Raw genomic sequence first — 11,977 nt, forward strand, 5'->3', positions numbered from 1 at the left:
GACTCAAGGCGACCACGCTGCGGACAACACCCGCTCCGGATCCGCGGCCAGGACCTGCTTCCGCAGATCCGGTGCGACGCCCGCCAGTTGTTCGTGGGGCTCGGTAAGCCCCATCGAGAAAGGCCAGTCGGAGCCGAAGAGGATGTGGTCCCGCCCGAAGGTCTCGGCCGCGAGGGCCAGAGCGGCGTCGGAATGTGTGATGCAGTCCGCCAGGAAGTGGCGGAACGCGGTTGTCATGGGTGGTGCGCCCGTGTCCGCGCCGGGGCGCCGCACGGCCTGGCCGCGTGAGGGCCGGCCTGCCACCATCGCTGCGCTGCCGCCGCCATGGGAGAGGATGAAGCGGATGCGCGGGAAGCGCTCGATCACCCGCGACATGGCGAGGTGCGCGGCCGCGAGCGCCGTCTCGCCCGGCCCGCCCAGCAGGTTGTGCAGGAAGAAGGGGTCCAGGCGCGGATCGCGACCCGCAGTGGGGTGCAGCAGCAGGAAGGCCCCAGCCTGGTCCAGCGCAGCCCAGAGCGGCGCATAGGCGGCGTCCGACAGCACGAGACCTGAGGCGGCGTGTCCCGCCGCCATGGCGAAACGAGCGCCGCGCGCCGCGAACTCGCCTACGATCTCCGCCGCCAGGGCGGGATGGCGGATGGGAAGAAGGAAGCTCGGCGCCAGCCGGTCCGCATAACGGGCGCCGATCTCCGCAAGGGCCGGGTTTACGTAATCGCACCACTGGCGCGCTGCGGCCTCGTCCAGGTGGGCGCGGTACATCGGCGGGGGCACGGAGAACCAGGCGCGGTCGATGCGGTTGGCATCCATCCAGACGAGCAGCGCCTCTGGCCGGAAGACGGCAGGGGTGGCGAGAGTCACCTTGCCGTCCAGTAGCAGGCGTGGCTCCTCCGGGAACCATTCGACACCGGGAAGCCCTGCGAGGCGCTCCGGCAGGATAGGCGCCAGATGCGCGTGGCAGTCGAGAGCAATGCGGTTCATGGGAGCTTTCAGACGCGTTCGTGCAACAGACCAGCGCGGAGGTCCGCCAGCGCGGCCTGGGCAGCGTTGTGGCCGGAAAGGCCAGAAATGAAGTTGCCCGGCCAGGTTCCGTTGCCGGAGAGATAGAGGCCCCGGCTGGGCGTGCGGTACTCGTGCAACCCGGGCAGCGGACGCATCCAGAAGCTGTTCCAGGGCGCTAGGTCGCCATGGACCATGTTGGCGCCGACCAGCCCGAACTCACGCTCGAAATCCTCGGGGTTGAGGCAGCGCCAGTCAGTGATGATGTCCGGCAGGTTGGGCATGTACTCGGCACAGGCGGCGATGGTGCGGCGGGCCAGCGCCTCGCGCTCCGTCTTCCAATTCCCGCTCTTCAGCCGGTAGGGCGCGGTACCAACATTCAGGCTGAGCACGTGCTTGCCGTGCGGCGCTAGCCCCGGCGAGCTGAGGGAGGGGCAAAGGCCCCAGGCGACCGGCTTCTCAGCAATGCGGCCGAGCAGCAGGTCCGAATGGCTTTCCTCGAGGTAGTCAAGCGAGGGCGCGATGCGGAACTGCGCGGAGGCTATTGTTCGAGCTCGCATTCCGGTAGAGCGGATTCGCCGTCCGGTGCTGACCATATCGGGCACCGACGACGGGTCCTGGCCGAGCACGCGCTATGCAGAGATGGTGGAGGAAGCCCTAACTGCCGCAAAGCATCCCTGGCCGCACGCTCATCTGCGTTGCGAGGGAGCGGGCCACGCCATCACTCATCCCTACCAGCCGACGACGCACATCGTCTGGCCTCACCCGGTCAGCGGTGTCATTACCACGGGTGGCGGTACGGCCGAGGCCAATGCCGGGGCCAACGAGACAACATGGCCTGCGATGCTGTCGTTCCTACGATCCGCCGCCACAGGGTAAAGCCTGACGCGCATGGCCTGGATGTGCCTTACACCGGCCAGCTTCATCAGTAGCGGCGTCGGCGTTGGCGTGAAGTTCAGGGTGTCCATTGCTTGTCTCCCTTTGCCGTCTGAGACAGCGAATCTACTGAGGGCGCTACTTCCAACCGAGTATCTCCCGCTGGATGGCGCCTCTCTGGGCGCCCGGGCCAGCGCCAAAGTCCTCCGGCAGAAGGACGCCGCCCGATGCAGGATGTGTGCCTCCTTCGCGGCCGCCGGCTCACTCGGGCTGGGCCCGGCGGAGTCATCGGCAACCGCGAAAGTGGGCTCAGGGGCGGCGGGCTCCCGGCAGGAGAATCTACGGCTTCGGTCCCGTCATCTCCTCAGCGCGCACCCACTGGTCGAACTGCTCGCCCGTGACATGGCCGAGTTTCAGCGCCGCCTCGCGCAGGGTCGAGTTGTCGCGATAGGCGGTCATGGCGATCTTGGCCGACTTCTCGTAGCCGATATGTGGGTTGAGGGCGGTGACGAGCATGAGCGAGTTGTCCAGATGCTCGCGGATGCGCCCCTCGTTCGGTTCGATGCCACGGGCGCAGTGCTCGTCGAAGGCACGGCAGGCATCGGCGATCAGCTCACCAGATTCCAGAACGTTATGCACCATTACTGGCTTGTAGACATTGAGCTGGAAGTTGCCCTGGCTTCCCGCGAAGGCTACGGCCGCGTCGTTGCCGTAGACCTGAACGGCAACCATGGTCATCGCCTCGCTCTGCGTCGGGTTGACCTTGCCTGGCATGATGGACGAGCCGGGCTCGTTCTCCGGGATCCGCAGTTCGGCAAAGCCCGCACGCGGGCCGCAGGCATACCAGCGCACGTCGTTGGCGATCTTCATCAGGGCGCCCGCCAGCGTGCGCAGCGCCGCACTGGCATTCACCAGGTCGTCATGGGCGGAGAGCGCCGCGAACTTGTTGGGCGCGGAGACGAAGGGCCTGCCTGTCTCCTTCGCGATCCACCGGGCGGCGGTGTTCCCGAAGTCCGGGTGCGCATTAAGGCCGGTACCCACCGCCGTGCCGCCGATCGCCAGGCGGTAGAGGCCTGCCAGCGCGTGCTCGATCGTGGCGACGGCATCATCCAACTGGGCGACCCATCCGCCGATCACCTGTCCCAGCGTCACCGGGGTCGCGTCCTGCAGGTGAGTGCGGCCGACCATGACCACCTGCCCGAACTCGCGGGCCTTAGCGTCCAGGGTGTCGCGCAACTGGCGCACGGCTGGGATGGTGACGTCGAACAGTACCTCCACCGCGGCAATGTGCATGGCGGTCGGGAAGGTGTCGTTCGACGACTGGCTGTGGTTCACGTCGTCATTCGGGTGCACCGGTTTCTTCGAGCCAAGCTGGCCGCCCGCGATCTGGATGGCCCGGTTAGCGATCACCTCGTTGGCATTCATGTTGGTCTGCGTGCCGGACCCCGTCTGGAACACGACCAGGGGGAACTCGGCGTCCCACTGGCCGTCGATCACCTCCTGTGCCGCCCGCGCGATCAGATCAGCCTTTTCCTGCGGCAACTGACCGAGCTCCGCATTGGCCAGCGCCGCGGCCTTCTTCAGGATGCCCAGGGCACGAATCACCGGCCGCCCGAAGCGAAAGCGCTCGACGCCGATGGGGAAGTTCACGCGGGACCGCTGCGTCTGGGCGCCCCAAAGGCGGTCGGCGGGGACCTGAACCTCGCCCATGGAGTCCGTCTCGGTCCGGAAGCCTGTCTCCGGCCTGCTCGCCTGTACCATCCTGTCCTCCGCTTTGGGCCAGACACGCCGGGGATTCGGCTCGCGTTCCCAGTCGGATCATGGAACCCGATAAGCCCCGGCGCACAACGCCCGGCGCAGCCATCGGTTCTCGGCCGCCGGATCGAGCTCAGCAGGCGCGTTCGTCGGCAGCGACGAGGGCAGGCGGAGGGCTGGAAGCCGCGCAGCGGGCGCTCCGTCATGCTCCGTGGATCTTAGGCTGCCACCGCAGCGACCCTCGCGGCCTCGCCACCCTGCGGTCACCGGTCGCGCCTTCTTGCTGATGCCGGGCAGGCTGCGCTGCAGATCACCGGTGCTGCAGGTCCCGCCATCCAGCGGTTGCAGCGCGTGGAGCACCATGGGGGCCATTAGCTGCTGCACAGCTCCAGCATGCGCCACGGCGCGCAACCAAACTCATGGAGTTCCGGACTCCTCTCGCGCATGGAGGGGCACCGTAAGGTGACTATGCCCCTGAGGGGTGCCTCCTAGCCGCGCCGTGCCGGGGCTCCTACCTACGGGCCTGGGAGGAGCAGGTGAGGTTTGGGAACATGGCAGGATCGGCACTGATCGCGGGCGTCAGCGGCATCGTGGGCAACAACCTGGCCCGGCGCCTTCTCGGCCAGGGCTGGCAGGTCAGCGGCCTCGCGCGGCGCCCGCCGGGCGATATTGAGGGGCTACGGCCAGTCGCGGCCGACCTGCTCGACCCTGCCGGGCTGCAGGCGGCACTGCGCCACCAGCGCCCAACTCATGTCTTCATCACCACCTGGCTGCGCCAGCCCACAGAGGCGGAGAACATCCGCGTGAACGCCGTCATGGTGCGCAACCTGCTGGACGCGCTGCGACCCGGCGGCGGCGTGACCCATGTCGCGCTGGTGACCGGCTTGAAGCACTATCTCGGGCCCTTCGAGGCGTATGGGAAGGGCAGCCTGCCCGCCACGCCCTTTCGCGAGAACCAGCCGCGCCTGGACATCGAGAATTTCTACTATGCCCAGGAGGACGAGGTCTTCGCCGCCGCCGCGCGCGACGGCTTCAGCTGGAGCGTGCACCGGCCGCACACCATCATCGGCTATGCCGTCGGCAACGCCATGAACATGGGCGTCACCCTCGCCGCTTATGCCACGCTGTGCCGCGAGACCGGCTGGCCCTTCCTGTTTCCTGGCTCCGCGATGCAGTGGAACGGGCTGACCGACATGACGGATGCCCGGCTGTTGGCGCGCCAGCTGGAATGGGCCGCGACCACCCCGGCGGCGCGGAACGAGGCTTTTAACGTGGTCAACGGCGACGTCTTCCGCTGGAGTTGGATGTGGAGCCGCATCGCCGAATGGTTCGGCCTGCAGCCGGCCCCCTTCCCTGGCCAGGGCACGCCGCTGGAGCAGCAGTTGGCCGATGCCGCTCCGGCCTGGCGCGAGATCGCGCAGCGGCACAACCTTGCCGAGCCGGACCTGAACCGTTTGGCCTCGGCCTGGCACACGGATGCCGATCTGGGCCGCCCAATCGAGGTCGTCACCGACATGAGCAAGAGCCGAAAGCTAGGCTTTCTCGATTACCGGGCGACGGACGATGCCTTCTTCGACCTGTTCACCACGCTGCGACAGGCCCGGATCATCCCCTGACGCCGCTTTGAGTCGGAACCGCCGCAGATAAGGGTGCCGGTGACCGAGCCCCCCTGACAACGCCGCCCTGGCTCCATCAGGGCGGGTTCCGTTCTACCACCAGGCCGCTGATCGGCACGCCCAACCTCGCCTCGCGCATGGACGCCGCGCCATGGGGCGAGCGGCGCCTGATTCCGGCGCCCGTGCCTCTCTCAAAGCCAGCAACAAAGCAGCGCCCGCCGGCGCAAGGACACGGCCAGCACGCCGGCACTGAGGGCAGCCCGCGAAGCTGCCAGGGCGTCTTCACTTCCCTTCTCGACCTTCCATGCGTCACCTCCACGGCGGCCAGGGCCAGCGCCACAAGCCGCTGGAGGTCAGCGCATCGTGATCGCAGGTTTGTCAAATTGGGCAACGCGACACGGCTCCGGGAAGCGTTTCTAAAACTCTGTCGGGAGCAAGCGTCGATGCACAACATGACCCGGCGCCGGGCCCTGGGCGGCGCTGCCCTCCTGGCCGCCAGCGGCAGCCTCCTTCCGAAGCCCGCCGGCGCCCAGGGCGCGGCTTGGCCGTCACGCCCGGTTCGCCTCATCGTGCCCTTCCCGGCCGGCGGCACCACGGACCTGCTCGCCCGCATCCTGGCGGAACGCCTGCAGCAGCGCCTGGGCGCGACCTTCGTTGTAGAAAACCGGGGCGGCGCCGGCGGCAGCATCGGCTCCGACGTGGTCGCCAAGGCGGATCCGGATGGCTACACGCTGCTGATGGCCACCATTGGCACGGCCGCCATCAACTACGAGCTCTATAAAGACAGCATCACCTACAAGCCGGCGGACCTCGCCGCTGTCTCCAACGTATCGAATGTGCCGAATGTCCTGACCGTGCATGCCGGCTCCCCCACGCGCACTCTGCAGGACCTCGTCACCCGCGCGAAGAGCAACGCGGGCGGCCTCACCTATGGCAGCTCCGGCAACGGCTCGAGCCTGCATCTGACGGGCGAGTTGCTCAAGGCCGAGGCGGGGATCGACCTGATCCATGTGCCCTATCGCGGCTCCGGCCCGATGCTGACCGATGCGATCGCCGGCCGCGTCGATATGGCCATCGACAACCTTCCTTCCTCCATGGGCCATATCCAGGGCGGGCGGCTCCGCGCCCTGGCGGTGACAAGTCCCAAGCGCAGCCCCTCGCTGCCTGATGTGCCGACGGTGCGGGAGGCCGGCCTGCCAGGCGTCGAAACGGTGGCATGGTTCGGCATCCAGGCCCCGGCCCGCACGCCGCGCCCCATCATCGAGCGGCTTGCCACAGAGATCCATGCGGCCGTGACGGAGCCGGCAACTCGCGCCAAGATCGCGGAGTTGGGCGGCGAGCCCGTGGGCGATAGCCCCGAGGAGTTCCAGCGCCTGATCGACGCCGAGATCACGCGCTGGACGGAGGTGATCCGCCGCGCCAAGGTTCGGCCCGACTGACGAGACGGCGGATGTGATGACGGAACGTGTGCTGATTACAGGTGGCGCATCGGGCATCGGGCGCGCGGTGGCCGAGCGCTGCCGCTCCGAGGGCTACGAGCCGGTGGTGATCGACCGCGAGGGAGAGGGCTTCATCCGCGCCGACCTCTCCGATCCGGAGCAGACGGCACGCGCGCTTGAGGAAGCGCTGCGCGGCGGCCCCATCACGCGCCTTGTGAACAATGTCGGCGCCGTGCGCCCCGGCCCGCTGGAGGAGCAGACGCTGGCCGATCTCGATCTCGTTGTCTCGCTGAACCTGCGCTGCACGATGCAATGCGCGCAGGCCCTCCTGCCCGGGATGAAGGAGGCCGGCTTCGGGCGCATCGTGAACATGGCCTCCCGCGCGGCGCTGGGGAAGGAACTGCGCACCGTCTATGCCGCGACCAAGGCCGGGCTGATCGGGATGGCCAAGGTCTGGGCGCTGGAATTGGGCGAGCATGGCATCACCGCCAATGCGGTTGGTCCTGGCCCCATCCGGACCGAGTTGTTCGATCGCGCCAATCCACATAACAGCCCGCGCACCCGCGCAATCATCGAGGCCGTTCCGGTGCGCCGCCTTGGCACGCCCGAGGACGTCGCTAATGCCGTCGCCTTCCTGCTGGATGCACGCAGCGGCTTCGTTACCGGCCAAGCGCTCTATGTCTGCGGCGGCATGACCGTGGGAGCTGCCGGCGCATAAGCGGCCCCCCGAAAAAGCGCCCGTCGCGATTGCCGGCGGGGGAAGCATCGGTGTCGCCTTCGCACTGGTCTTCGCCCGCGCCGGCCTGCCTGTGCGGGTCCGGGATCCCGATGCCGCGCGGCCAGCCGCCGGGACTGGCGAGGTCCGGACCCGTCTGCTCGATCTCGACGTCTATAGCCTACTCGGCGAGCCCGTGGATGCCATCCTCGATCGCGTCACCGTCCTCGACGAGCTGGAGGCAGCGGCGAAGGACGCGCAGCATGCGCAGGAATGCGCGCCGGAACGCGTGGAGCTGAAGCGGGATCTTTTCGCCGAGTTGGACCGGCTCGTGCCGCCTGAGGCCGTACTGGCCAGTTCTTCCTCCTTTCTTCCGGCCTCCGCCTTCGCGGCAGGTCTGCCGGGGCGCGCACGCTGCCTGGTCGCGCATCCCGGCAATCCTCCATACCTGATCCCGGTGGTGGAGATCGTGCCCGCGCCCTTCACGGAGGAGGTGGCTGCGGCGCGTGCCGCGGCGCTCTTCGCCCGCGCGGGCCTCTCGCCCGTCCACGTCCGGCGGGAGGTGGAGGGCTTCATCTTCAATCGGCTGCAGGGCGCGTTGCTGCGAGAAGCCTACTGCCTCGTCCGCGATGGCGTCGCCTCGGTGGAAGATGTGGATAAGGTGGTGCGTGATGGCCACGGCCGCCGCTGGTCACATATCGGTCCCTTCGAGACGGCGGATCTGAACACGCGGGGCGGCATCGCCGCCCATGCGGAAAGGATGGGGCCGTCCTATGCCCGCATGTGTGCCGAGAGTGGGCAGAATGACCCCTGGACCCCGAGTTGGTCGCTCAGCTGGAACGGGAGCGCCGCGCCCTCCTGCCTGCCGAGAACTGGGAGTGACGGGTGGCATGGCGCGACCGGGCCTTGATGGCCGCGTTGAAGGCCCGGCAGGAATAGGCTGCGGCGGATGCGCTGTGCGCCGCTCCCGCCGGCCAGCCGTGGCGAAGGCCCGGCCTCCCCCGCGGCTGCCTCAGGAGTCCTCACGCGGCCTTGCGCCGAACGGGGCCTTGGACATGCTGGACATGGCTTCCTGCATCTGGGCGGGCGTCCACGGAGCCAGCGGAAGCCAGGTCCGGAGCATCGCCTCCGGCGTGAGATTCGCGATGGCGTCGTTCATCTGCTGCCCGATCTTCGCCATGGCCGCGTCCTGCAGCGGCTTCACATCGGGAAGGCCGAAGAAGTGCCGGGCTTCCTCCGGGGTACAGTCGACCTCGATCGTACACTTCATGACTTTACCTCCGTTCGCTTCTATTTCTCCAGCACATAGCGGCCGGGGGCATCCTCCAGTGCCGGATGCGCGGCGCTGCCCATCGGCGGTGGTGCAGCCCTGGGACCGGAGTGTTCACGGAGCCATGCGCTCCAGTCGCTCCACCAGCTGCCTTCATGCCCTACCGCATCCCGCCTCCATGCCTCGGCCGTGGGAGCAGCGGGCACTCCCGGCGCCTGGGTCCAGTAGCTGCCCTTGCCGCCCAGCGGGTTGATGACGCCCGCAATGTGGCCGCTGGATGCAAGCACGTAGCGTACCTTACCGCCAACGAGCTGCGTGACGCGCCAAGCTGCGTCCCAAGGGACAATGTGGTCCCTCTCCGCCCCCACGGCATAAATGTCCTGCTGAATGCGGCCAAGGTCGATAGCCTCGCCTTTCAGCTCGATCCCGCCCGGCACGATCAGCCTGTTCTCACGATAGGTGTTGCGCAAGTACCAGCTATGGGCCGCACGGGTCATCCGCGTCCCGTCGCTGTTCCAGTACAGGAGGTCGAAAGCCGCGGGCTTCTCGCCCATGAGGTAGTTGTTGACGACATTCGCCCAGATCAGGTCATTGGAACGCAGGAGGTTGAACATGTTCGACATCTCGCGACTGTCGAGATAGCCGCGTTCCATCATCTGCTGCTCGATCAGGTCGATGGACTCGTCACCCATGAAGACCGCGGTGTCACCAACCCTTGAGAAATCTTGCAAGGACACCATGAAGGTCGCCGAGCCAAAGCGTTCGTCGCCCTTCGCGGCCAGCCAGGCAAGCGTCATCGCCAGCAACGTGCCGCCGATACAATAGCCCATAACGTTGACAGTGGGGCTCCGCGTGATCTCGCGCACCACTTCGCTGGCCTCTAGCGGACCGAGATCCATGTAGTCTTCAATGGTGATGCCATCCATTGAGGCATCCGGGTTTTTCCAGGATACCATGAACACGGTGAAGCCCTGCTCCGTCAAATATCGCACCATGCTGTTCTTCGGCTGCAGGTCGAGGATGTAGTACTTGTTGATCCAGGGCGGCAGGATCAGCAGCGGCGTCTTGTGGACCTTGCCACCCGTGGGAGCGTATTGGATCAGCTCCATCAGTTCGTTGCGGTGCACAACCTTGCCTGGAGAGAGGGCAAGGTTGCGCCCGGGCGCGAAGGCGTCCGTATCCACCAGGCTCAGGCGCCCAGCACGCAGGTCCTTAAGGAGGTTACGTGCTCCATCCGCCAGGCTGCCCCCGCCGGTTTCGATGGCTCGCCGCAGGGCGGTGGGATTGGAAAAGAGTAGCAGGGAGGGGCTCATCGCATCCACGAACTGGCGCAGATGGAAGGTGAGTCGCTGCCGTTCCGCCTCATCCAGTCCATCCGCCTCGCCTTGCTGGAGAAGCCAGTCCGAGGCGAGCAGGTAGGCTTCCTTCAGCGTGCGGTATACCGGGTTGCTGTGCCATTCGGGCGCGGCGAAGCGCTTGTCGGCCGGCCTGGCCGTCGGCCCTGTCGTGGGGGGCTCGGCGGCCCCCAGCCAGCGCTGCGCAGTCTGGCTCCAGGCCTCGAGTGACGAGCGCCAGAGATCGGCGTTGAGCCTGGCGGCGGAGGCCATCGCATCGGCTGGGCGGCTCAGGCTGCGGAGCCAGACCATCCGCAACGCCCGCGCCACCTCCGCCCAGTCGACCGGAACCACGTCTCGCATTGGGTTGGCGTTCCACATGCGGTCGACCGAACGCAGGACCGGATCCTTTGCAAATTGAGCACCGAGTTCCCTTGCGGCGGTACCGAACATTGCCCCGGCCGGATGAACACCATGCATTGGCCGCCACAGACCCCCACCCGCCCAGGGCTGGCCGGCCTCCGACATCGTCTTCATCCAAGACGCCCAGAGGTTGAACAATGCATCAGGGGTAGGCAGCCCCTGGCCATTCTGGAGTGCGAACGCCCCTTCCCCCGTTTTCCCCCCATCAGGATCAGCAGGGATCTCAGGGAGTGCCTCTTCTCCGACCTTCTTGCCATCCGGCATGGCGCTTCTCCCTGGGTGCTGTCTTCCGCTGACGGCGCAAGACGGTGTGCTGGCCTGCGACTGGCATCCTGGGGGTCGCGATGACCCGGCTCAGCTGGATCACTCCGTTGCTGGGCTATGCGCGCCAAGGACGCACATCCCCTCAAACGCACAGCGGACCGAGTTGCTTCGGAATTAGTTGTGCATGAGCGCCAAAGTGGGACTCTACCACCGGCGCAGTGAACGGACGAGCCGGATAGACTTTGTTCTCCTCGCGGAAGCCTTCCGGCCCGTTATCAACATTCAGCGTCTTTGTCCGACCTCGATCGTGCGCCAGTGGATCGAGTTCCTGTACCACGTCAATGGCCCGGAAAGGCACTCCGGTACGATCAAGAGCGCCTCTCGCGCGTGGGCGTCCAGTACAGCCAGGATGCGGATCGGGTGGCCATTGAACAGCTGATCCAAGGCGAAGTTCGTGGGCCGAATCTCGTTTGGCGCCGAAGCGCCTGGCCTGCCGGCCTGGTAGCGCCAGGCGCGCTTGCGGCGAGGCAGCTTGGTCCGGATAGTGACCCCTTCCTCGGCGTAGAGCCGGTATGTGCGCTTGTGGTCCACAGGCCTCCCCCGTGTCTGAGCAGGATATGCAGTCGCCGGTGCCCGTAGCGAACCCGGTTGGCGGCGAGGTCCCGCAGCCGTATCCGCAGCTCGGTCTGCGGATCCCGCCGTGAGCGCTAGCGCTGCGACGAGCGACGGAACCCCGTGACGTGGCAGGCCCGCCGCTCGTCGCTCGCCAATGGCCTAGGCGCCCTGCAGATGGCGCTCCACCTCCCGGCGCAAGGCGGGCCTCACCATTTTCTACGCAGCACGTCCTGCAGCATGGTCCTGTCCAGGCTCATGTCCGCGACAAGCCGCTTGAGTTTGGCCTTGTTCGTCCGCTACGCGGCCTCACTCAACAACTGCTTGAACCGCCGAATCCCGGCCGTCCCCATCCCCGCAAACGGCTTCTTCCAGGAAGAGAAGCTCGGCTCCGAGAGGCCGATCTTGCGGAAGATCTCCTCTACCGGCGTCCCGCTCTCCACCTGTCCTAGGCCAGAGACGATCTGCTCCTCTGAGTACCGCTTCCGCTTCACGGCACCTCCCCATCCTCAGGAGTTCAGAAAGCCCGAAAAAGTTGCGTTCCCGACGGACCTGCTTCGAGGGGCAGGACCAAGGACCAACCGCACCAGGCAGTGGGCCGTCATCGAACTCGATTACGGAACAGGCTTCTACAGCCTTCATGCGAGATATTAGGCACGGGCCTTGACCTTGGCTGG

Annotated in this window: 10 protein-coding genes and 1 pseudogene; 5 read left to right on the top strand and 6 right to left on the bottom strand. The window is 66.9% G+C overall.

The features are described 5' to 3' along the window. Nucleotides 1-3: 3 nt before the first annotated feature. Both GSE44_RS19420 and GSE44_RS19425 read right to left on the bottom strand, forming a co-directional pair. A complete protein-coding gene (locus GSE44_RS19420) occupies nucleotides 4-978 on the bottom strand; it encodes an amidohydrolase family protein (protein WP_159350493.1) in 975 nt (324 codons plus the stop codon). Between the two features lie 8 nt (nucleotides 979-986). Further along, nucleotides 987-1,601 (bottom strand): phytoene desaturase family protein, encoded by a 615-nt coding sequence (locus tag GSE44_RS19425; protein WP_201306149.1) that lies wholly within the window; start codon nucleotides 1,599-1,601, stop codon nucleotides 987-989. Between GSE44_RS19425 and GSE44_RS26515 the strand changes: the two genes are divergently transcribed. After that, the gene (locus GSE44_RS26515; protein ID WP_159350495.1) at nucleotides 1,519-1,875 is read left to right on the top strand and encodes an acyl-CoA thioester hydrolase/BAAT C-terminal domain-containing protein; all 357 of its coding nucleotides are present in this window, start codon (nucleotides 1,519-1,521) and stop codon (nucleotides 1,873-1,875) included. The genes GSE44_RS19425 and GSE44_RS26515 overlap by 83 nt on opposite strands. 336 nt (nucleotides 1,876-2,211) lie before the next feature. Here GSE44_RS26515 and fumC read toward each other — a convergent pair whose 3' ends face one another. Continuing rightward, a complete protein-coding gene (fumC, locus tag GSE44_RS19435; RefSeq protein WP_159350496.1) occupies nucleotides 2,212-3,633 on the bottom strand; it encodes a class II fumarate hydratase in 1,422 nt (473 codons plus the stop codon). A 545-nt stretch (nucleotides 3,634-4,178) separates the two neighbouring features. On the opposite strand from fumC, the gene GSE44_RS19440 reads away from it, so the two are divergent. The 4 genes from GSE44_RS19440 to GSE44_RS19455 all read left to right on the top strand — a co-directional run bounded on the left by GSE44_RS19440 (nucleotide 4,179) and on the right by GSE44_RS19455 (nucleotide 8,307). Then, nucleotides 4,179-5,243: an SDR family oxidoreductase gene (locus GSE44_RS19440; RefSeq protein WP_159350497.1), complete on the top strand. Its 1,065-nt coding sequence runs from the start codon at nucleotides 4,179-4,181 to the stop codon at nucleotides 5,241-5,243. Between the two features lie 443 nt (nucleotides 5,244-5,686). Further along, nucleotides 5,687-6,682, top strand: a complete 996-nt coding sequence (locus tag GSE44_RS19445) for a Bug family tripartite tricarboxylate transporter substrate binding protein (RefSeq protein ID WP_159350498.1) — start codon at nucleotides 5,687-5,689, stop codon at nucleotides 6,680-6,682. Between the two features lie 16 nt (nucleotides 6,683-6,698). Next, nucleotides 6,699-7,400, top strand: coding sequence for an SDR family NAD(P)-dependent oxidoreductase (locus GSE44_RS19450; RefSeq protein ID WP_159350499.1), 702 nt, complete (start codon nucleotides 6,699-6,701; stop codon nucleotides 7,398-7,400). Between the two features lie 28 nt (nucleotides 7,401-7,428). Then, complete coding sequence (locus tag GSE44_RS19455) at nucleotides 7,429-8,307, top strand: 3-hydroxyacyl-CoA dehydrogenase (RefSeq protein ID WP_268893671.1); 879 nt, start codon at nucleotides 7,429-7,431, stop codon at nucleotides 8,305-8,307. A 102-nt stretch (nucleotides 8,308-8,409) separates the two neighbouring features. Here the strand turns inward: GSE44_RS19455 and GSE44_RS19460 are convergent, their stop codons facing one another. The 3 genes and pseudogenes from GSE44_RS19460 to GSE44_RS25820 all read right to left on the bottom strand — a co-directional run. Next, nucleotides 8,410-8,667, bottom strand: coding sequence for a DUF6489 family protein (locus tag GSE44_RS19460; protein WP_159350500.1), 258 nt, complete (start codon nucleotides 8,665-8,667; stop codon nucleotides 8,410-8,412). Between the two features lie 20 nt (nucleotides 8,668-8,687). Beyond that, nucleotides 8,688-10,688 carry a PHA/PHB synthase family protein gene (locus GSE44_RS19465; RefSeq protein WP_159350501.1) on the bottom strand — a complete coding sequence of 667 codons (2,001 nt, stop codon included), beginning with the start codon at nucleotides 10,686-10,688 and terminating at the stop codon, nucleotides 8,688-8,690. A gap of 262 nt (nucleotides 10,689-10,950) precedes the next feature. Then, nucleotides 10,951-11,794: pseudogene (locus GSE44_RS25820) on the bottom strand (transposase); the annotation flags it as partial. Nucleotides 11,795-11,977 lie beyond the last annotated feature (183 nt).

Source organism: Muricoccus harenae (assembly GCF_009848505.1).
Classification (GTDB): Bacteria; Pseudomonadota; Alphaproteobacteria; order Acetobacterales; family Acetobacteraceae; genus Roseomonas; species Roseomonas harenae.